23 protein-coding genes are annotated in these 21,926 nt (G+C 45.7%); 1 reads left to right on the top strand and 22 read right to left on the bottom strand.

Translation table 11 applies throughout. The features are described 5' to 3' along the window. Positions 1 to 2: 2 nt before the first annotated feature. The 3 genes from EL84_RS14705 to EL84_RS14695 all read right to left on the bottom strand — a co-directional run bounded on the left by EL84_RS14705 (position 3) and on the right by EL84_RS14695 (position 5,422). Positions 3 to 914, bottom strand: coding sequence for a carbohydrate ABC transporter permease (locus EL84_RS14705; RefSeq protein ID WP_047842211.1), 912 nt, complete (start codon positions 912 to 914; stop codon positions 3 to 5). A 75-nt stretch (positions 915 to 989) separates the two neighbouring features. Beyond that, positions 990 to 3,917, bottom strand: coding sequence for an extracellular solute-binding protein (locus EL84_RS14700; protein WP_047842210.1), 2,928 nt, complete (start codon positions 3,915 to 3,917; stop codon positions 990 to 992). A gap of 125 nt (positions 3,918 to 4,042) precedes the next feature. Continuing rightward, positions 4,043 to 5,422 carry an ABC transporter substrate-binding protein gene (locus tag EL84_RS14695; RefSeq protein WP_047844197.1) on the bottom strand — a complete coding sequence of 460 codons (1,380 nt, stop codon included), beginning with the start codon at positions 5,420 to 5,422 and terminating at the stop codon, positions 4,043 to 4,045. Between the two features lie 527 nt (positions 5,423 to 5,949). Here EL84_RS14695 and EL84_RS14690 point away from each other — a divergent pair. Then, positions 5,950 to 6,990 carry a LacI family DNA-binding transcriptional regulator gene (locus EL84_RS14690; protein WP_235193769.1) on the top strand — a complete coding sequence of 347 codons (1,041 nt, stop codon included), beginning with the start codon at positions 5,950 to 5,952 and terminating at the stop codon, positions 6,988 to 6,990. 192 nt (positions 6,991 to 7,182) lie between these two features. On the opposite strand, the gene EL84_RS14685 is transcribed toward EL84_RS14690, so the two are convergent. The 19 genes from EL84_RS14685 to EL84_RS32030 all read right to left on the bottom strand — a co-directional run bounded on the left by EL84_RS14685 (position 7,183) and on the right by EL84_RS32030 (position 21,920). Continuing rightward, positions 7,183 to 8,361: a DUF4272 domain-containing protein gene (locus EL84_RS14685; protein ID WP_047842209.1), complete on the bottom strand. Its 1,179-nt coding sequence runs from the start codon at positions 8,359 to 8,361 to the stop codon at positions 7,183 to 7,185. A gap of 21 nt (positions 8,362 to 8,382) precedes the next feature. Next, positions 8,383 to 9,603, bottom strand: a complete 1,221-nt coding sequence (locus EL84_RS14680) for an RtcB family protein (RefSeq protein WP_047842208.1) — start codon at positions 9,601 to 9,603, stop codon at positions 8,383 to 8,385. 181 nt (positions 9,604 to 9,784) lie between these two features. Next, entirely contained in the window at positions 9,785 to 10,207 is a 423-nt protein-coding gene (locus EL84_RS14675) for a hypothetical protein (protein ID WP_036610281.1), read from the bottom strand. Between the two features lie 108 nt (positions 10,208 to 10,315). Then, positions 10,316 to 10,750: a GNAT family N-acetyltransferase gene (locus EL84_RS14670; RefSeq protein ID WP_047842207.1), complete on the bottom strand. Its 435-nt coding sequence runs from the start codon at positions 10,748 to 10,750 to the stop codon at positions 10,316 to 10,318. Positions 10,751 to 10,790: 40 nt separating this feature from the next. Next, positions 10,791 to 11,216 (bottom strand): GNAT family N-acetyltransferase, encoded by a 426-nt coding sequence (locus EL84_RS14665; RefSeq protein ID WP_047842206.1) that lies wholly within the window; start codon positions 11,214 to 11,216, stop codon positions 10,791 to 10,793. Between the two features lie 16 nt (positions 11,217 to 11,232). Then, entirely contained in the window at positions 11,233 to 11,763 is a 531-nt protein-coding gene (pgsA, locus tag EL84_RS14660) for a CDP-diacylglycerol--glycerol-3-phosphate 3-phosphatidyltransferase (RefSeq protein WP_047842205.1), read from the bottom strand. An 18-nt stretch (positions 11,764 to 11,781) separates the two neighbouring features. Further along, complete coding sequence (locus tag EL84_RS14655; protein ID WP_047842204.1) at positions 11,782 to 12,309, bottom strand: ClbS/DfsB family four-helix bundle protein; 528 nt, start codon at positions 12,307 to 12,309, stop codon at positions 11,782 to 11,784. A 199-nt stretch (positions 12,310 to 12,508) separates the two neighbouring features. Continuing rightward, positions 12,509 to 14,434 carry an ABC transporter permease gene (locus EL84_RS14650; RefSeq protein WP_047842203.1) on the bottom strand — a complete coding sequence of 642 codons (1,926 nt, stop codon included), beginning with the start codon at positions 14,432 to 14,434 and terminating at the stop codon, positions 12,509 to 12,511. After that, positions 14,431 to 15,186 carry an ABC transporter ATP-binding protein gene (locus tag EL84_RS14645; protein ID WP_036669625.1) on the bottom strand — a complete coding sequence of 252 codons (756 nt, stop codon included), beginning with the start codon at positions 15,184 to 15,186 and terminating at the stop codon, positions 14,431 to 14,433. The genes EL84_RS14650 and EL84_RS14645 overlap by 4 nt, the downstream gene beginning before the upstream one ends. 116 nt (positions 15,187 to 15,302) lie before the next feature. After that, the gene (locus tag EL84_RS14640; protein ID WP_047842202.1) at positions 15,303 to 16,307 is read right to left on the bottom strand and encodes a sensor histidine kinase; all 1,005 of its coding nucleotides are present in this window, start codon (positions 16,305 to 16,307) and stop codon (positions 15,303 to 15,305) included. Continuing rightward, a complete protein-coding gene (locus EL84_RS14635) occupies positions 16,304 to 16,993 on the bottom strand; it encodes a response regulator transcription factor (protein ID WP_017689733.1) in 690 nt (229 codons plus the stop codon). The genes EL84_RS14640 and EL84_RS14635 overlap by 4 nt, the downstream gene beginning before the upstream one ends. A 194-nt stretch (positions 16,994 to 17,187) precedes the next feature. Further along, positions 17,188 to 17,952: an SDR family NAD(P)-dependent oxidoreductase gene (locus tag EL84_RS14630; protein ID WP_036610299.1), complete on the bottom strand. Its 765-nt coding sequence runs from the start codon at positions 17,950 to 17,952 to the stop codon at positions 17,188 to 17,190. A gap of 49 nt (positions 17,953 to 18,001) precedes the next feature. Then, the gene (locus EL84_RS14625) at positions 18,002 to 18,748 is read right to left on the bottom strand and encodes a class I SAM-dependent methyltransferase (protein WP_047842201.1); all 747 of its coding nucleotides are present in this window, start codon (positions 18,746 to 18,748) and stop codon (positions 18,002 to 18,004) included. Between the two features lie 190 nt (positions 18,749 to 18,938). Then, entirely contained in the window at positions 18,939 to 19,322 is a 384-nt protein-coding gene (locus EL84_RS14620; protein ID WP_047842200.1) for a VOC family protein, read from the bottom strand. Positions 19,323 to 19,452: 130 nt separating this feature from the next. After that, a complete protein-coding gene (locus EL84_RS14615; RefSeq protein ID WP_047842199.1) occupies positions 19,453 to 19,968 on the bottom strand; it encodes a GNAT family N-acetyltransferase in 516 nt (171 codons plus the stop codon). 33 nt (positions 19,969 to 20,001) lie between these two features. After that, positions 20,002 to 20,526: a YfiT family bacillithiol transferase gene (locus EL84_RS14610; protein WP_036610311.1), complete on the bottom strand. Its 525-nt coding sequence runs from the start codon at positions 20,524 to 20,526 to the stop codon at positions 20,002 to 20,004. A 47-nt stretch (positions 20,527 to 20,573) separates the two neighbouring features. Next, positions 20,574 to 21,113 (bottom strand): GNAT family N-acetyltransferase, encoded by a 540-nt coding sequence (locus EL84_RS14605; RefSeq protein WP_047844196.1) that lies wholly within the window; start codon positions 21,111 to 21,113, stop codon positions 20,574 to 20,576. A gap of 8 nt (positions 21,114 to 21,121) precedes the next feature. After that, positions 21,122 to 21,661, bottom strand: coding sequence for a hypothetical protein (locus EL84_RS14600; protein WP_047842198.1), 540 nt, complete (start codon positions 21,659 to 21,661; stop codon positions 21,122 to 21,124). Positions 21,662 to 21,758: 97 nt separating this feature from the next. After that, a complete protein-coding gene (locus EL84_RS32030; protein WP_161799432.1) occupies positions 21,759 to 21,920 on the bottom strand; it encodes a hypothetical protein in 162 nt (53 codons plus the stop codon). Between the last annotated feature and the right edge of the window lie 6 nt (positions 21,921 to 21,926).

Genomic DNA, 21,926 nt, shown 5'->3' with positions numbered 1-21,926 from the left:
AGCTATTCTCCCACCCTTCGAAGCAGTTTCTGTACCAGCAAGTTGGTGCCCACCATAATCATGAACAGTACGGTGGCAATTGCTGATGCATATCCCATCTCAAACCGCGTAGTACCAAAGTCGATCAAGTGGGTGACCACCGTCTCTGCCGCATAGTTCACGCTTGGGAACCCGGCCAGTGCGATCGACACATCGGCCACGGCAAACGAGGTTGTCAGCTGAATGACTGCGCCGAACATGAGCTGCGGACGCATCGAAGGCAGGGTAATGTACCATAGTTCCTGCCAGCGATTTTTGATTCCATCCACCGCTCCCGCTTCGTACAATGTCCGGTCCACCGTCTGCAAACCAGCGATAAACGCCAGAAATCCGGTTCCGAGACTCAGCCATAGCTGCACGAGAATGAGGATAGGCATAATGTAGGCTTCCGTCTTCAGCCACTGGATTGGCTCCAGCAGAAAACCCCATTTGATCAACAGCCCATTGGCAATACCATAACGATCTCCCGAGAAGATCATCAGCCAGATAAAATACACATTGCCCGAAATGGAGGGCGCGTAGAAGATCAGCGTCATGAACGCTCTCCATTTCGGTGTTAACTCATTAATGATCCACGCGAAGACGAAACAGGCAATATAACTGATCGGCCCGGTAATAATGGCGAACAACAACGTATTCTTGATCGCAATCAGGAATACATCATCCTCCAGAAACAGGCGGGTGTAGTTCTGCCAGCCAATAAAACGTGGAAATTCCAGCATGTTAAAGTAGGTGAAGCTGAGTATGATCGAGATGACAACCGGAATCACGGTAAACATGAGGAACAGGAGCATATAAGGTGCAAGCAGAACATAGGAATGTTTGCTGGCCTTCATTTCCTGGAGCTTCCAGCTCCACCACGATTTCATGCCCATCCTTGACGCTTTCTCAGGAGGACTGTTTTGTCCGTCTCGGAGTGATATTTGTGGCACGATTAACCCTCCCTCTGCTTACGGAAGACCAAATTCATTACGTTTGACTCGAATCTCGTCCTGAATATATTGGGTATAATCCATGATGGATTCCCTGGCTTCCACTTGGCCAACAACGGTTTTGTAAAATGCATTGAACAGATGGCGGCCTGTAAAATAACCACCGGGTACTTCAGGAATGCCCTTCACCGTTTCGAATTGTGCCTTGAGATTGGCGTAATCCTCCGCAGGCCACGGCAGGGAATCCAGCGCCTTGATGTTGGCCGTTGGATAACGGGCAGCGGCACCCATCAGTCCTTCCATCTCCCGTCCGAATTCAGCCTGAATCGGTGTACTGGTCCACCACTTCATGAACTCCCACGCCGCGTCCTGGTCCTTGGCACCCTCCAGCATCATGACGGCGCTCCCTCCACCCGGTACGTCCCGATTCAAGGTTCCATCCGCCTGAACGGTTCCCGGGACAGGAACGAATCCCCATAGTCCGCGAATCTCCGGTGCAAATACAGACAACTGGTTGTACATCGTGTAATCCGTTAGTCCAATAGGCATCTGTCCTGTCCGGAAACGGTTGGCAAAATCATATTCCCGCTCTAACTTGTAATCGGTATAAAACTCCGTCCACTGCTTGAACGTCTCAATTCCGATCCTTGAATCCAGATCCGACTCCTTGTCATCGTTACGATAGAAGGCGCCGCCGTTCTGAAGCAGCATCGTGGCATACTGCGAGTTCGGCGGAATATTGACACCCTGCATATTCGCCTGGGTCACAATCGGCATACCAAATTCCATATGATTCTTGCTCAGAATCGCGAGCAGAGCTTCGACATCCTCCCAGTTCTGAGGTACTTCAAGTCCGAGTTCTTCGAGCACGTCTTTACGATAAAACAGCATGTTAAAGGTTTGCGTTTCCGGCAGGGCATATACGCCTGAATCATAGGCATACGGCACGATTGCACTTTCCCTGAACTCCTGTTCCACGGTGCTATAATCACTGAATTGCGTCAGATCTACAGCCGAGTTCCGCATCGCAAAGTTCACCGGCAGATCATTGCCGATCTGCATCGCTACATCCGGTCCTTCACCGGACAAAGTCGCTGGCAGCAAGGTTCCCATATTCACCAGCTTCAGATTGACATTGATACCACTGTCTGGTGTGAAGGTCTTGTCAATCATCGCTTTCATCGTATTCGCCTGATCACGTCCGCTACCAATCCAAACGGTTACCGTACGCTGATCTTCAGATGTAGCTACATTACCAATCTGGTTATAATCAATGAAGAACGAATGATAGAATATCTTCGCTTCATGACCAAGCTTGGCAAGTGGCCCCATACCTGTTCCAGGAATATCGCGGTCAATCGAAGTGACGTACAGTGCATCGATTTCAAGGGGCTGCTCTCGTGCCTGCTGCACCCATGTGCCGAGACCGCCTGTATTGGTTTTATAAGCCGCAAGCCGTCTTGGAATGGTATCTGGCTTGTCAATCATCTCGTCCAGTTGCAGCGCCATCGTCTTGATCAAGGCTTCCTGATCGCTGGACTGTCCTGATAGAAGACGAAGCTGTGCGGCAACGTCCTTGAGACGTTTACTTTCTCCGCTGAACACTTCCAGCAGGTTCGGGATCTGCTTTTCCACCCGATAATCCCGGAATTCATCAGGCTTCGTGCCTGTAATCATCAGAATGCGTCGGTACATGGAGTTCAAGTTGTACAGACTGTCCTCCACATTGCGGATAAGCGGTGCGAAGTCACCGAGGCTGTTCTCCAGCCGCAGCACATGTTTTCCTTTGTCCAAGTGAAACTTGTATGCATCCTTGCCTCCCATGACGTCAATGCGATAGTCACTTTGATAACGGAAAGGTGCTTTCGCCATCTCTGCAAACGGAACTTCACCATCGATGGTCAGTTTGCGTGTAGAATAGATGCCTTTGACAAAATTCTGCTGTGCGGTAAAACCGATATGATACAGTCCACTTTCCGGCACATCCACTTCCCATTCAATCCATTGTCCTGGCAGACGCCAGTTAAAGCCGCCAATCGTATTGATGCGTACCTGGGATGCGCTATAAGGAGATACAGCAGAACTTGACCTTTCGCTGGTCGGGTATAACGTAGGTGAAGATTTGGCAATCGCGGCTTCTCCTTCAATGCGAATCAGTACATCCTTCGGCTGCCCAGAGGAGTCCGATTGTTGTGCCCCTGCAGTCTCTGTGTAAGGAACAGCTGTGTTCTCATTGAAAAGACGAATGGACCGAATCACCATGGGTTCACGCGATGATTTTAGCGTTAGCGTGTGTTCCCCTCTTTCCAAATAAAACTTGAATGGAGTCTGTTCGTACCCGTCGGAGTCCTGAAACGTTTCTTCCAGCCAGCGTGGTTGCTCCACTTGTCTCGGGCGAAGGTCATTGCCTTGATTGTCCTGCTCCACAACATCTTTCTCATTGGCCCATACCCGGTCAAACTGCAAATAGGCGGCTTCCGCAAAAGGAAGTTCACCATCAATGTACAATGCACGCTCAATGGCCGAACTCTTGCCTTCTACGGGAAAATAGATTGCGGACAGGTTATACAGCCCGGTCTCCGGCACATTAATCGTCCAATCGACTTGTCCGGTCTCTCCGGTATGGAGAGATACACCATCCATTCCTTCATAATTAGTCAGTTTGCGGACGTCTTCACCTTCGGCTTTTATGTAATCTCCTGCTTCAATGGTGATGTCCACATTCGGCTGTGTAGCCTGATCCGTTCCGGATCGATACTGTTCGTATCCCTTTTTCTGCCGGGTCTGCTGCAAGACTGCATCCACTTCAATGGCAGGCAGACTGCCAGGTGGAATGTTTGCACTCTTTCCATCAGCGCCGGAAGTTACATATAGAATGATGCAGGCTGCCGCCACGATGATTACTGTGGACAATATCCATGTCTTGCGTTGTAGAATTCCAGCCATCCTACGAGTCCTCCTCATCAAGGCTGATGCCAGCAATGCCGATTTGGTGGTTCAGGAAAAGGGGCTCCGTGCAACATTGCCGACACGAGCCCCCTGCCTGAATCGTTTGCTGGTGATAAGTGTTGTTATTGTTTGCCGAGTTTATCAATGGCAGCTTGTGCCTGTGCTTTGTATTTCTCGGCTGTTGCTGTCACGGAAGCATTGTTTTTGATGATATCGTTCACATAATCCCCGAAAGGGTATCCTGTGTAGGCATCATCCAGCAAGATGCGGCCGGTTCCAGCGATGTGCTCGCGAATGATCGCAATATCCTTCTCGTCGGTATAACGACTCTCCAGATAATCTTGACCTGGATACTCTTCAATCTGCGGGATGTCGAAGGTCTCTTCATAGATTTGGTAGACGATCTTTGGATCTTCCACACCTTTAGGAATGAACTTCGCTGATGCTGCGTTGTTTGCATACGTTACCTCTTTGCTACCCTGTGGCCCGTTCGGAATCGGCACAACACCAACCGCAAAGGTGAGATCGCCCAACTGCCATTCAGCAGCGGTGAACAGAGCTACATCTCCATCTTTGAACGTATTGCTTTCCTCCCAATTAGTTTTGTCGCCGGTTTTGACCTTCACGACATTTTCCACGTTATACAGGCGTTTGACGAATTCGGCAGCTTCAATCGTTTTCGGATCGGACAATCCTTCTTTGCTATTGGTATCATCCACGATTGTTCCACCATTGGCTGCGGTAAAATGACGAACGACATCAAGCGCCCAGCCAGAAAATCCGTATACGTCAGTTTTGCCATCGTTATTGGTATCTTTGGTTGCCTGTTTGGCAAGTTCCATGAATTTATCCCAATCCCATTTGCCTTGGTTATACAGTTCTTGAGGATCAGGCAAAGATAATTTTTTGAACAAGTCACGGTTATAGTGAAGTCCCAGACCAATGCTGGTTGGAGATTCGAAGGCATATTCGTTGCCTGCAATGGCAGGAAATTTTGCAATCAGGTTAGCCTCTTGGTTGATGTTATTCTCAGGTGTAGTGAATTCGGAGATGGGCAATAGTTGCCCTTTGAGGATGGCGGGTAGTGCGGATTTGTACTCCATCTGAACGATGTCGGCGAACGGTTCGCCAGCCAGTGCAGACGTTGTGAATTTGTTCATGTATTCTTCAAAAGGTACGTTAACAAACTCCAGTTTTACGTTGTATTTCTTCTCGACCTCTGCAATTTTATCAAGTCTGGCCTTATCGGAGGCCGTCTCTCCCGCCGGTTTCAAGTCCCACCAGGCCGCGACCTTGATGACACGCCCACCCAGATCAGGCACATTAACCACAGCTTCTTCCGCTTCGCCCTCTTTCTCTGTCTCAGCGACCTCGGTGCTGTTACCTGAGTTCGTTGTTCCCTCTGCTTCGGTCCCCGTCTGCGCTGTCCCCCCACCACTGCAAGCGGATACAAAAATCATCACTGCCAATAACATCAGAGGTAGAACATTCCATCTTCTCATCATGATTTTAACAACCTCCCCGAATGTGTATACCAATCATGGTTCACCCTAAATCGTTAACCCCATTCATCAACCAATCGAAAATAAACAACCACCACCATTTGTTATTTCTTTGTTTGCTTTAGACAAACAAAATTTAACACAGCAAAATGTAAGCGTCAACATTTTTGTTGTTAACATTTTCTAATTTCTCTGATAAAATGCTGATTAAGCTGTAACATGCCTGTATCACAGCTTATTCAATATCCTGGACTCTAAGTACAAACATATTAAACCATGATTCTAACTTTGTTTATTTTGTTATTTTTATAAAATAACAAAATAATAATTAAGCAGACAAATTTCGTCATACTATCTGAAAATATGCTTACCGTCACGTTGAACGTTCATCCTAAAATACTGTGCATCACTAACATTTTGAATTCTCTGTCCGTTATTAGATTAAGAGAAATACATCATGCTATACTAGAATCGTTGGATATCGCTCCAAATAAGGAATACGGCAGAACTACGAGTGTAAGGATGGTATGATGAAGACAAAGGTAACAATTCAGGAGATTGCACATTTTACGGGTTTGTCGAAATTCGCGGTGTCACGAGCTTTGTCTGGAAAATCGGGAGTTAGCGATCAAACGAGGGATGTCATTCTCAAGGCCGCTGGCAAACTTGGATATTTCAAAGATAACAGCATGTTGTCTGGTGAACTGTATAACAGCCATGAACTTCAGGAACCAAAGAACACACGTTCAAGCGGAACGATCTTGATTTTGTTCCCCAATGTTCGGTACCAAAATCAAGACTCCGTATACTGGGGCCCCGTCTTTAACGGGATCTCTTCCAAACTGAACCAAAAAGGGATTAATATTCTGACCTTGACGGAACCCTCAGCAGACCAGCTATTTACCCTGCTCAACCCGGATGCCATTCGAGGAATCATTACCGTTGGCTCTATCTCTACCCCGATTCTGCTTGAAATCAAGCGTCTCAGTATTCCGGTTGTGATGGTGGATCATCTGGACCCTGTTTTTCACAGTGACAGCATATTCACCGATAACTTCGCATCCATGCGAGAGATCATGCTCTATTTGCTCCGCAAGGGTTTCAAAACATTCCAGTTCGTTGGCAATATCGGGGATGCTCATAGCTTCTATGAACGCTGGATTGCGTATACTTCTGTGCTTATGGGTCATGGGATGGAAATACATCAGATTCCCGAGTTGAGTAATCAGGCATTGGATGAGTTCCGCCAGACGTTCACTTCGGTGATCAGTGAGGATAACCTGCCTGAAGTGTTTGTATGTGCGAATGATTTCTATGGGCTATACACCATAGAAGCCCTTGAGAGTATGGGGATTCGTGTACCCGATCAGTGTGTTGTCACGGGATTTGATAATCTATACGACAATATCCCATTACTGGCTACAGTTAATGTGAACAAGGAGTTGCTCGGTGCGCGTGCAGTGGATCAGATGTTATGGCGCATTGCGAATCCAGAGAGCAATGTCGAGAAAAAGTTGATTCTTGCTGATGTCATTATTCGTGAACAGTTTGGCAGACATAGTGGGTAAAAGTATAATACATGTTGGTGAATATGTGTGGATATACATATTCACCATATATGGAATAACGCTTATGTCCACACAGAACAGCACACCAAATACCCCTTTAACCGTATTCGTGCGGCTATAGGGGTATTTGTATTGTTGTATGTTGTGTAATGTTTATTGTTTATTTACAATAGGCCGTCACATCATCCCGTTCTACGTATCTGTACGCACATCATCCCACGCCAGATCCAGATAACAGATCAGCCAGTTCAATGCACGGTGACGTTCATAAGCCACTCCACCATTCAGGCCAGCTGGAGGTGTTTTGTCATTCACACGACTATCCACGCACATCCAGTTATAACGGTAGATCAGATCTGCTTCATCCAGAATCTCGCTTTTGTTACGCAGAGATGCATCGGAGAGAAAGTCGGTAAAACTATCCTTCTGTTGCAAATAACCGACATCCTTCCCTACGTTACACAACTCCGTTGGTGCACCCAGTTCCTTCACATAACCAAGCGCCCATAACATTACGTGGTAGGCTTCATATCCCCAGGAGAAGGAAATAATCTCCTGCTGCTCTGCTCCGTACTGGTCGATAAACCTCTTCTCTACGGGTGAGAAAAAGGATTCAGCCTCATACTTGTCGATCACTTCCTGAACCAGTGCTGCGGTATCATCCGCACTTTCGCCGGCTCCCAGACACTCACCCTTAAGCGCGGCAAGACATAGGGCAACCGCACGGCGCGCGACTTCCTCTTTACTCCGAATCGTGGTGTGTTCGTCTCCGGCCCTTGCAGGCAAGTTCGCATTATACGGAATGCCTTGTTCAGTCAACCGTTGCTCTGACCGCGCTTTACGTTGAATGCCCGACTCCGACTGCGGTCTGTTACCGTCAAGGAAACTGGTGTGCGCTGTCACCGTGTAATCCTCCACCTCAGATTCTCCATTCACATCCAGCAATAGCTGACCTTGTGCATTCAGCAGAGATCCACCTCCCCAGAAGATAACAGCATCCAGCGCATCAGCCAACCGTAATAACTCGCCGAAGAATTCTGCCGATATGTCCTCTTCCGTCTCAATACCAACCACCATATTCAATGTGGAACATTTGATCAGTACCTTTTCCTGGAGCGAAGCATTGCGCCCTTCAATCTGACTCAAAAATCCAAGCATCCCCTGAATCATTGTCGTAAATTCCTCAGGATGTGTCTGGCTGGTCATGATATTAAAGCCTTTGGTTTTCTTACTGAGCCATTTTTTCTGAGTCACTTGAATATGGGTTTTGTCTTCCCGGCCTTTAATCGTATCCTCGGGATAGATGGATTGAATCACTTCAAACAGCTGATCCAGGTCAAACTGAGAGCTATATATCGCACAATTTCTCATGAAGTTCACCCTCTTTTCTGACTAATCCTTGTATGGATCGAATTCATTACCTCCGGCCATGGCGACACCAACGGGACGCAGCACATGGTTGATCTTCAGCGTATTCGCATGTGCGTTCAGCACGTCTTGCAGTTTCTTGTACACAAACGGACTTTCGTCTGTGCCCGCTCCTCGCAGCTCGACACCATAGGCACGAATCGCCTCATGCATCTGTGCTTCGCTAATCTCGCCGCCCATGCGTGTGCGCAACTTGTAATTCATTTTGCCAGCCGCCTGGGTCCGGCTCATCGTGCGCCCTGCCCCATGTACGGTGCTGCGGAATGACTCGGTATTCTCCTCGCTGTGGATCCCTTCCACAATTACCGAGATATCCCCCATACTGCCTCCAACAAAACCGAGTTGCCCGGATGCCAGTGGCGTTGCACCTTTGCGGACCACAACTACCTCTTCACCCATGTGTTGTTCCTTCCAGGCAAAGTTGTGATGGTTATGTACGGCGTATTCAGCACTTGTCCCCAGAATTCCGAGCACCTGTTCAATAACATAGTCGCGTCCTGCATAGGCGTATCGGCCCGCCAAAGTCATTGCGTCCCAATACATATCACCCATTTCGCTGTTCAGGTCAAACAACGTAGGCGGTTGATCCATCGATTCGCCAGGAGCTTTGCCACTGAACTGACGTCCTGCCGCAAGGTTAAGGAATCCACTCGCCACTTTATGACCGAACCCGCGGCTGCCAAAATGATTTGCGATCCACACCTTTCCCGTTGCCTCTTCTACAAAAATATCCACGAAATGATTGCCACTGCCTACGGTTCCGAGTTGGTTGCGTGCAAGTGTCTTCAGCTTATGTTGTAATCCCGGTTCAATGGTATCAAACAGCTTCCAGCTCGCGTCGTCGAACAGCTCATGATCCACGGGTGTTGGATTGTTACGACCCACGCCGAAAGAAATGGTCGAATTGATGTCATCCATGATCGTTACAATCTGATCTCGAATATCTTCCCACATCAGATTTGTGCGCACAGCCTTATTGCCACAGGCAATATCATATCCGACACCTGACGGACTGATCATATTCCGATAAGCGACAACACCACCGATGGGTTGCGAGTAACCCTTGTGATGGTCGGCCATCAGAGCCACACCCAATACATCTCCATATTGCGAGCAAGTCACCGCCTGACTTACGGCGTTTTCCAGCGGCTCCCCCCAGACTTTAATGTTATCTACGATACGCATAATTGTGTTAACCTCCTATGTACTTTTTTTTGAAAATACATCTTTTATTTCTATACTGTTGTTCTCATTAGTTTAACAAAGATCAGCGTGGCTCGAAACGTCGTCTTCCTTTAGATCACCAATTATTTACGCATAAAAAAAGAGAGCTCAGCTCCCTTTTTTTCTCACGGTTGGTTCCTATTCACTTCTTGCTAATCTTAAACTTGAACTCCCAAGTTGCTGTGTTACCAGAATATCGACCTCTGTTCTCGGTCACCACCACGGAAAGTGTCTTGTTGGTTGATTTGGAGAACGAAGATAGTTTGACGTTGGTGCTTTTATCCCCGTAATCGGGAATTTTGTCCTGTTCTTCGGCGATGGCCTCCAGTTTCAATGTACCCGTGGATTTCAGGTTTAAAGTGACTGACGACCCCTCCTCCAGATCTTTGCCGTTCACACTTGCTCCGATGGCCCACTCATTACCGACAGAGTTATTCTCGACAAGCTCTGCGCTCACCAGCGTAACGGTTACCTTAACCGTTTTGGCGGCAGCATAGGAGGTTGGGGAACATACGGCGAATACCAGGCTCAGAACCATGAAAACATTAGCCCATTTTTTGAACACGAGAGTGCCTCCCTCTTATTCGTTTCTTTTGTTAAGACTATGCCTTATTCGCCATGTTCCTTAAGTAATCCTTCCACTTGTGTAAGAAATCTTCACTTGAAGTGCCTGTTAAAGATGCTTCCGGTAACCCTGAACCTTCTCATCCTTGAAACCTAACTTCTCATAAAATATATGTGCTTCCTTGCGCTGATCGCCAGACACCAGAATCATGTAACCACAACCCAGATCTTTTGCAATCCGCTCAATTTGGAGCATTAACCTCTGCCCAATGCCCTGCCTGCGTACCTGATCCGATACAATCACATTCTCCACAACCATGAACGGTTTGCATGGACCCACCAGATCCATACACTCAACCCCCATAACGGACCCAACAAGTTTGCCATTGTAAAATGCCCCAAGCACATGATAATGACCATTCTGCTGTATGTAATGAAACATCTTTTTCATCTGCTGCTCATTGGTAGGCATTCCCATCAACTCATTGTATAGCTGGCTTAGTGCCGGTAAATCTTCAAGTTTGATTCCTTTAATGGTGACCATAATAACCCTCCTGATTTTGTCCTATTTCGCACGCTTTGTCTTACGTGAGGTCCTTTTTAAAATAATAATGACTGTGTCCAGTCGGTGCATTCTCGATCGTTGTGATCAATTGGTAGCCATGTTTCTTGTAAAATTCCGGTGCTTGGTAGGAGAAGGTGTTCAACATGATAAAATCACAAGATTTCTCTCGCGCAATTCGCTCAACTTCAAGCAACAACCGGGAACCATATCCCCGATGCCGTTGTTCAGAATCCACCCAAAGAATATCAACCTCCAGCCAGTTCCAGCAAAGTGTACTAAGCACACCTGCAACAATCTCGCCAGTCTCATTTTTGATATTGAAATTCAGTTCTTCGTACCGATGCCTTAATTCCTCACTCACATGTGCAGCATTAAATGCGATAAGTTGCTCGCGAACATACTTTGAATCTTGCTCGGTACTTGGGGTTATATTTCCTTTAGACATCTCCTAATTACTCCTTTTATCTCAACAGTTTATAATTTACGATAATGTAATTCATTCCGGATAAGAGAGTAACGTCTGTTGCAACCCATAGTAATGCCACATCCACTCTGATATCAGTCAGCAAACTAAAAGGAACATTATTCAACAAAATGGCAATGATGGCTGCCACCTGAAGCACCATTTTGATTTTTCCATACCGATCTGCTGCAAGAGCAATACCCTGCTCTGTGGCTACCATTCGTAATGCAGTAATGACAATTTCACGTCCTATAATGATTACAGCAATCCATGAACTGATCATATTCTCCTGAACCATCATGACCAGCGCTACCGCAATCAACAGTTTATCCGCCAGTGGATCAAGCAACTTTCCCAGATTCGTGATCTGATTATATTTTCTCGCCACATATCCATCTAATTTATCCGTACCAGCTGCTACTGCAAAAATAATTAGTGCAATCATCACGCTTTGCTGATTGAGAAAACAGATCATAAACATTGGAATCAACGCGATTCTAGCCAACGTGATTTTATTTGCCAGATTCATTAGACATCTATTCTCCTCTCAATCCATGTTGGCTAAGTGACCTTTTTTCCATTTACGAATTCGGGTCCGAAAAGATTTAAAAGGGGCTACCGAATTAATCTGGATCCACTTCACCATAGCCCATCCGGGCTTGGTCCCCGTCCACTGTCTTATCCCTTGTACAAATAATTCCTCTTCGCTCAGCGAGTCAATCCAGTTCTGCCATTGTTGTTCTATCTCCCGAAACAAAGAGCGCAGCTCCTCCAGCGTACAACCTGAATACTTTTCGTAAAATGATTCATTTAATGACCCTAGTTGGTTCCATTTATATCCTGGTGCCGGCATATGGAATTCATTTCCCAACTGTTCATTTCGCTCCCAATCCATCACCAGGTTCGTCCATCCTAACTGGTAGGCGATCATCTGGGCAGGCGTCTTGTCCACACCTTCAACCCACTTATCTTTGTCGCTGTTATGGATGTCATTGAACTCACCCTCAAACAACTCATAGGTGCGTCGAATCGTCTCACTTAACTCTTTCTTCGAGGCATATAGAACTCCAGGCACGCTACTCCACTCCCCTCGTTTCACCGTTATACATGAATCAGAAGCATGGACTCTATCATCATTTCGACTCAATTCCATAATCATCCTTTTTTTCAGTTTGCTCTATTCATTTCTGAAAGAAAAAAGAGCAGTCTGTAAACAATACAGCTGCCCTTTACTCAATCTATTTTGCTATATCAGCATACTCCTGATCCCAATTCTACAAAGCTTCCTTAATCACTCGTTTATAGTACCACACAGACAACAGACCAAAGATCGAATATAACAATGTATAGACTATCATGACAATGACCGTAGGTGTCGCCAGCTCCGTACCAAAGAAAAACCAACCTGATTTCACGGCAAAGTAACTATGACTCAACCCCACCACAAGCGGAATACCAAAGTTAAACAACTGCTTGATCTGAATACCCCTCAACAGATTGCTTTGTGTAAATCCAAGTTTACGAAGAATGGTATAATTGCCCTTCTCCTCTTCACTCTCATTCATTTGTTTAAAGTACAGGATACATCCCGATGTAATCAAGAACGTCAAACCAAGGAAACCAACAATGAACATAATCAGTCCCATATTGTTACGTTGGTTATTTCTGAACTCAATCTGGGAGAAGCTCGGTGCTTCCAACTGTAGCTCCTTATATACGGCATATGCCTCTTCAGCCTGCCCCTCATTCAGAATACGTACACCATAGTAATCCGCCCACTCGGATTTTTGCAGCTCGGGATCGAGATCCTGCCGCAGCTGCTGGTATACCGTTTCATCTACTACCGCTACAGGCGTGCCCCCAGAATAGTATCCAGGAAGAACCCCCTTTTGGGTGGTTCCGATCAGCTGGTGGTCCAGTGTATGCTTCAATCCATGCAAGACGATCGGACCTTTCTCCTCAATGGAAATCAACTGCTGAATGGCATTTCCGTATCCCATGAAGATCACTTCACCTGGTTGCAGATCTATGTTATCTACCATGTTGTCACTCAACACACTACTGAACAGGTACTTTTCCGTCATGGACTCGTCCATCACTTCATGAGCATCAATTTCAATATAAATAGGCTGTCTATGATTCTCCTCATATGGAATCTGTTTATGTTCCAACTCCGTTACAAAGCGATTTTTCACCTCAACCTGAGCAAAAGAAAAATCCTCCGGCAAGCTTTCCTTCGCCTGAGCCTCTGCCGAATAATACGAAATGTAACTGAGTGACAGCATGCCAATAGCAAGCGCCGACACGGTTGTAATAATCGTGAGCAGCAATGCATTAGATTTCATGCGGAACATGATTGAAGATAAAGACAACACCTCATGAATGGTAAGGTATCCGTTTTTACTTTTGCGAATCAGATTAAAGATAAAACTTACCGAACCCTTATAGAACAGGTATGTCCCCAGTATGACCGAGAAAAGAATCAGGATCATCGTATACATCAACTGTTGCATATCCATTGCCTCACCGCTGAACAGCCGTGCAGACATGAAGTATCCATACACAATCAGAGCAATACCCAAGACGCCAATAATCATCTGTCCGACAGACATCTTTTGCACCTGCTGCTCCGAAGTGGCAGACACCCGAAAGAGTGAGAGAATACTCTGTCTCTTGATAAAAGTGTAGTTCATCAGCATGATGAGCAGATACATTATCGTAAAGACAATCACCGTTTGCATCAGTGCCATCGGAGAGAAGTACAGTTTCGTAATCGCATCCACACCGAGAATTTTGAACAATATCATCAATACCAGCTTGGACGCAAGAAACCCAATTAACACACCGATAGCCATGGAGCCAAAATAAAGAATACTATTCTCGGCACTCAAAATACCAAAAATTCTGCCTTTCGTCAGTCCGATCAATTGAAATAATCCAATTTCTTTGCTACGCCGCTTGATAAAGATCGTATTGGCATAGAGCAAAAAGATGCCAACAATGACGATTAATAATACGGAAGATGCGCCTATAGCCGCCGCACCTTTCGTTGAAGCAGCTACCTCATCCATGGAAGGATCATACTGTAACGTCACAAAGGAAAAATACAAGGCCACACTGAACACAAGCGCAAATACATAGAGATAATAATTCTTCAGATTTTTTCTGAGATTGCGGAAGATAATATGATTCAAGCTCATTGCTGCACACCACCCAATACGCCCTGGGTTTTGATAATATCGTTGAAGAACGATTGCCGTGACTCGTCTCCTTTATTCAACTGGGTGTATATCTGACCGTCTCGAATAAAGATCACTCTGCTGCAATAACTTGCGGCAACCGGATCATGGGTAACCATAATAATAGTCGCTTTTCGTGCGCTGTTCATATCACTTAACTTGCCGAGCAGATCCGAAGCGGACTTGGAATCCAGCGCTCCTGTCGGCTCATCCGCAAAAATGATACTCGGCTCGTGGACAAATGCTCGTGCTGCCGAAGTCCGCTGCTTCTGACCCCCTGAAATCTCAGATGGATACTTGTCTTTCAATTCGTAGATTCCCAGTTCACGGGCGATCTGTTCAAACTTCTGGTGTGCCTCCTGCTTTGGAATGCTCGTGATCGAGAGCGGTAATAATACATTTTCCTTTACCGTAAGGGTATCCAGCAGATTATATTCCTGAAAAATAAAGCCCAGATGATGTTTGCGGAACTCAGCCAGCTGTTTCTCCTTCATTCCGGTGAATTCCTTGCCCTCAATATCAATCGTGCCCTGGCTCACCCGATCGATGGAGGAAAGTACATTAAGCAGCGTTGTTTTACCCGAACCCGAAGGCCCCATAATACCAACAAACTCTCCCTTGCTTACCCCAAGATCTATTCCCTTCAGCACTTCCTGTTTATTTAATTTATTACCATAGACTTTATGAATTTTTTTGGCTTCCAGTATCCACATATCCCGCTCACTCCTCTTAGATCTTCTGCAAAATGCTCGTGTCTATATCATAATCGGGATGTGCAGTGTTATCGTGTGATTCACCGAACAAAACCAAAAAGCATGTGACATTGTTGTCACACGCCTGCAAGATGCACCATGTCGTTTTTTCGCGGAAAAGTAAGTGTGACGGTTGTGCCCTCGCCAAGAGAAGATTCTACATGAATGTTCACATGAAGCGTCTGGACCACCTGACGAACCAGATACAGCCCCATCCCGGTAGCCGCTCCATCCATTCTGCCTCGGGTAGACGTAAATCCTTTATCAAATATACGCGGCAGATCTTGAGTCTCAATCCCTCGCCCGTGATCCTGAATCATGAGTATGATGTGTCCATCCTGTTCCCGACTTTCAATGAGGATGTCCGATGAATCGCTATATTTCACCGCATTGCTCAACAACTGCCGGAGGATGAAGCCTAACCATTTGCTGTCTGTGAGCACGCGCGATACCATTAAAGACACATCAAAGCCAATGCCTTTGGAGATGCACCACGATTTCAGTGCTCGTATCTCGCTATTCAATACCGGTTCAAGTTCCGTCTCTTCGATGAACAGATCATTATGCATAAACGGAATACGCTTCTGGTGAAGCTGCTGATCCAGCAACTGATGAATTCGTAACCATTCATATGTCATTTGGCTCTGTAACTTGTCATCTGGCAAGCGCTCGATCATCAGTTGCAACGCTGTCAGTGGGGTCTTCACCTCATGAATCCAGGACAACATCTCGTCCTTCTCCTGTTCCAGAGCGATAAAATGATGTGACGACTCCTTACGATATCGCTGTGTCTGGGAACTGACGGCCTCATGTACAATCTGCTCATATGGACTTTCGGCGATATCGAGTTCTCCCAGATCATAGGTATGATCCCAGATGCTCAATTTTTTATAGAAACGGGTCTCTTTCAGGTATCTCGCCCAGATAAAAACAAGGCATACCACCACATTCAGTCCTACGATATACATCACAGATTGGAATGGAATGGACGAGTCCAGGTAGGCCACCAATAAAATAATAAGTTGCATGCTTACCAGTAGCCATAACCAACTAGCCCTTTCTCGTATGTACTTTCCGATCATGCTTCTGCCTCTTCCGTTGCCATGTACCCCTGACCTACTTTGGTTTCAATGTAACGCTCCAAGCCGATGGGTTCAAGCTTCTTCCGTAACCGATTAACGTTAACCGTCAGCGTATTGTCACTCACGAAATGCTCATGATCCCACAAGCTCCGGATGAGGTCCTCACGGGTAACAATCTGGTTTTTGTGCTCGACCAACACTTTAAGGATGAACATCTCATTTTTCGTTAACAGGACAGATTCATCCCCGCAGGTCAGTGTATTTTTCACATATTCAATAGCAGCACCGCGCCAGGTTCGGAGTTCAATATGCTCTGTATTATAGTTATACACCCTCCGCAAAGTCGCTTGGATCTTGGCAATCAATACATCGAAATGAAAAGGCTTCTGGATAAAATCGTCTGCCCCCAAATGCATGGACATAACCATATCCGCAGGATGATCGCGTGAGGACAAAAAGATAATCGGCACATTAGAGTGCGAACGAATGATCCGGCACCAATGGAACCCGTCATATTGGGGTAACTGAATATCAATAATGACCAGTTGCGGCTGAATTACGCTGTACTCCTGCAATACCTTTCCAAAATCCTGCACACCATACACATCATAAGACCATTGGGACAAACGTTCCTTGATTTCACTGAATAACGATTCGTCGTCTTCAATGAGCATAATTTTAAACAAGAGATTCACCACGTTTCTGATCTTCTAAGGTTGAGGTTGAATAAGGTAATTAGACTCCGTTGTTGCAGGATCACCTTTACCGTTACGAATCGTTCTTCCGATCGCTGATTCCAGTGTACAGGGAAGTTGGGCTTATATCAAAAGGTATCCATACTTCGTAAGAAAACGAGCTGAAAGAAGTATCGTATATCATATTAGCTCTCAACAGTGTGTATAACATGGCTTGAATCACTATTTTCGTCCATCCGCTCGATCAACTGCATCGCTACGTCTCGTGGCGATCTTAATTGTCCTGCTTCATATACTTGATTGAACATACCTGCAAGAGCGAACTCCTCTGCACTTTTGCCTCGTGCAACAGCCTGCAATTCCGTATCAACCATCCCCGGATCAAAAGCAATAATCTCAACAGGGTTCTGTTGACCCGTTTGTTCCAAAGATACGCATTGGGTGAACATGTTCATACCTGCCTTGGATGTACAGTACACTGCCATTGAAGGCGCGGGATAACTTCCCGAACCCGATGAGAGATTAACAATTTTACGTCTGGCGGACAGGTGATTTGTTTGTTGAATAAAAGATGAACTCAATATCATTGGTGCTGCGAGGCTGATGTTAAGACTCTGACTTATCTCTGCCGCACTGCATTGATCGATAGGTTTTAGAGGCTCCAGCATCGCTGCATTATTAATGAGTCCAATGAATTCAGCTTCTTGAGAAGGTATTTGGTCCAATATGCGTGTAATCAAATCATCGATCCCATTCAGGTCGGCAAGATCATACTGAACATGGCGGTAACGCCCGCTCCATTCCTCGCTTGATTCCAACAGATCCGAACCCCCGCGTGAAATACCGTAAACGTAATCCCCCTTAGCCAATAATAACTCTGCAAGTTGTAAACCGATCCCTTTGGATGTGCCTGTAATGATAAAGTGTCTTTTTCCTGTTTCTGTTCCCATTCCGATACCACTCCTCCTCTATTTTCAATGCATGTTTATTTCACTATTCTTACGAGTTTTTCTTTCTCCACAACGTGGCCCAGAGAAAAGGTACACCAAAATACGGTTCATGTTGCTCCAGCGACTTCATTGCACGGAACTCCACACATTCAAAGCCATCTTCCAGCATGTAGCGAAGCTTCTCCTCCGTGAACGCAAGACCACCGCGCATCGACTTCTCTTGATACACCTGCCAATCATTCATAACGATCTCAGGCCCACCAATATCGCCAAAACCAGGAGCAAAACAAGTCATTCCAAAGTATCCTCCAGGCCGGAGTGCATTGTGGATCATCTCTATGTAGGGAATGCGCTGATGTGGCAACAGATGGTGCAGACAACCCGAGTCGTAGACAAGATCATATTCTTGCTCTGGGGACAATTCGAACACAGATCGACATTCAAAATGCACGTCCAGTTGCTCCTCTGCCGCCCTCTCTTTAGCCCAAGCAATAGCTGTCTCCGAAAGATCATAAGCATCTACCTGATATCCTTGGCGGGTTAAATACAACGCATTTCTGCCCGGGCCACACCCCAGTTCCAGTGCCTTACCGCCGCTCAGCACACCTTCGTTCACATGCGCTACCAGATTCTCATCCGGTTTGTTTGGGAAAAAGGGAATTGGTCTGTTCCGATCCTCATAGAAAGGTTCCCAAAACTGCTTGGCAGATCTGAAATCCGTATCGAGCATATCATATAGATCCTGTACACTTTTAATCGTCTTTTCCACAACCACATTCCTCCTTAACTGCTCCATTCAAACCTTCATTTTCGACTATTCATTCCTCGGCATTTTCGTTAAATCAGCCACACTCTATTATAACATTTTTACCCAGTAGTTCTCTATTTTTCTTGTGCTTTTCTACTTAAAAAACAGAAGCTTTTTCCCAACAAAAAAACGACCGACATGAATGTCGACCGCTTGCAATGGTACTGTTAGTTATAACTTACTTCGCCCGTTCCAAAACTGCAAAGTAATTTCCTTCATTATCAGCAAAGTTGAAAACACGCCCGGTTGGCATCTCTACAATCTCTCCAACCGTTACATGTTTACCAGCCAAGTCGGCATATAACTGATCCAGATTTTCGGTGAAGAACATTAACGAAGGTGTGCCCAGATTTACACCCGCCGACATCCGCGCCACGAACTCCTTGTTTTGGAGAATAATGCTTGTCTGCGAATTTGGGGTAGGCGCAATCTCAATCCATCTCATGCCCTCGTCAAGGTTTACTTCATCTACAATGTGGAATCCTGCAACTTCCGTCCAAAATGCCAGTGATTCATCTTGATTGTTGACATACAACATAACCTGGCCGACTTTGCTAAACATGGATCAATCACTCCTCTGATCATCTAATCTCTCAACATCCTGCTTATCATTCCTCAAATTCCAATAGAGTATAACATGCAGGACAGCTTTTTGATCATCTTTCTTTGCAAGTACTAACTACACATTAGACTTATTGCGTGGCTTTTAACTTCTTCGTAAGATAAAGTACAACATCGTCGTCCATAATCGTTTCTTCACCCGGCTGAATGTAATGATCATGTTTGTGTACACCGTGACCGTCTGGTATGTACCCGCGATGGGCATATAGAACTTGCGCTTTGCCATAATCGGAAAACACACCTACACCAATGCCTGCTACATCCGTTCGTTCCAGAATAACTTCCTCTGCTCGGTCCATCAACCGTGAACCAATACCTTGGCGCTGGAACTTCATTAGTACATTAAAATCGTTAATTTCGGGAATGCCTTGTTCCCTGAAAGACGGGTAGCTGGAAGTCCACAATACATTCACGTATCCGGCAAATTCTCCATTCAACTCGGCTACCAAGGTTACGCGTTCCCCATTCTGTTGTTCAGCCAAGTAATGAAGATACTGCTCAGGGGATCTCCCCCAACCCTGCTCCTGAAACGCCTTTGATATGATTACAGGATCGTTCTCATTTAATAGTCTGATATGTACACTCATTGATGAATCCTCCTTAAAAGATATTTCTAATAGCTATATTCCCAATCTATCCCGAAGCGATGTGATGTGAGCAACATGGTGTTTGCCGTGCCAAGCATACATGCCCAGATTGTAATCCAGTCTTGTCGTTTCTTCCGATGAGGGATGATAAAATTGTTTGGCATAATCTGCATCTGTCAGCGCGTTTAACAGAAACACCCAACGACGATGGAGGGCATCCAGAATCTGAAGCGAGAATTCGACATCCAGGTCTCTTGAATCACTCAGTTCAGCCCAGCGCTCTTCATAATAAGGCCGAATCGTTGGTGTATCCTCTGTCAGCGCCAACTTGAAACGAATCATACTGTTCATATGGCTGTCTGCCATGTGGTGAATAACCTGTTTGAGCATCCATCCACCTTCTCGATACGGTAGACTTAATTGCTCTTCACTCAATCCCTTTACCGCTTCTCGTGCGCGTTCAGGCAACTCAGCAATGTCCTGAATCCACTTCTCCCGTTGTGCCAAAGTAACTTCACCCGTGTGTACAAATGGTCCTATCGGAAATCTTTCATCCATCCATTATTCCTCCTTGTTTACATGATTCAAATAACTTTAAGCAGGATCTACAGGGCATATTCCATAAGCCAACAGTCTCGCATCTGTCCTTCGTGCTGCTCATGTTTCTCCAACAGCTTAATCTTTTGGAAATCACATTTCTCGTAACAGGATATCGCTCTTAAGTTCCAGGATTGAGGGTCCATAACCACTTTACGGGCTTGTTTTTCATTAATCAGATAAGCCAGCATGGATTGCATCAACTGTGTACCAATGCCTTTATTCCAGTATTCTACCTCACCAATAAACTGATCCGTTCCATAGATGATCTCATCCGTGTCTCCATAACCATACTCCGTTCGCTCTTCTTCCTCAAGCTCATAGAACTGAATGTATCCAATCGGATGTCCTCCATACTCAACGATACAGCGAGTAGCACCATCTTTCTGATTGTAAAAATGCTCTCTCACCTGTTCCAGATCATGCGACCGATCACGCCCTTCATAGTATTGAAGAACTTCCGGGTCTGACAGCCACTTCACCAGATGTTGTTCATCTTCTGTGTCCAAGAAACGTACAGTGATTTCATTCGATTCATATACATTCATCATTCTGATTACTCCTTATTGATCTCCAGATTCTCACTCGTAACCCAACTCAGATCCTTCCCTAACAAATGCTCGTTGTGAACATAATACACCACGGGATTCTCAAGCGGCTGAGTCGTTCCATCCAAAGATCTGAGCGTTAACCGCAACTTGTAGCTCCCTATCTCATCAGGTATCGCAAATCCTATCAGATTATCAGCTGATTTCATGGTTTTCCCCTGCGCCTTCAGATACTTTTCCAGAATGACTTGATCAAGATAGGAGCTGCCAACAGACGAAGGCATGTACCACGCATCATCTTGTTCTTCAGTGAATGTGACCCCTTCCCATCCAGGGACAACGGGATACACCATATGCTGGTCCTTGTCTTCTCTTTTTCGCGTTATCTCTAACTCTACCTCAACTACATCCGTATCAATCTGCCTGATTGTGCCTGCCATCACAACATCCTTGGCACTCACACTTGGAATAACATAGCTGTATATGAGCAGAGTCACCAAGAGAATTATCGTTACTCCCGTAATCCAAAATATTGTACTTTTACGCATCTGTCTGATCCTCCCGTCTAATTAATCATACTTCTGGAGTAGCTCCTTCTCTGTTAAAGATTGAGTTAACCTATCCAATTCAGGGGATGCCGTCCAATCACTGGAGGTGTTCAATCCATGCTTGATGGTATGTATCGCTACAATAATAACTGCCATCTTCTGATGTCATTTTATATTTTTGTTCCCCGTTTGCCATCTGCTCGAAGCTGGTTTTGACACCCGTTTCACCATATTTCTGCTCTGAAAATTCTGTATTCAATCGGCT

The sequence above is a fragment of the Paenibacillus sp. VT-400 genome (genome assembly GCF_001029205.1).
Classification (GTDB): Bacteria; Bacillota; Bacilli; order Paenibacillales; family Paenibacillaceae; genus Paenibacillus; species Paenibacillus amylolyticus.
Note: the sequence above shows the minus strand (reverse complement) of the source record. Positions and strands in the feature narration are given on the sequence as shown.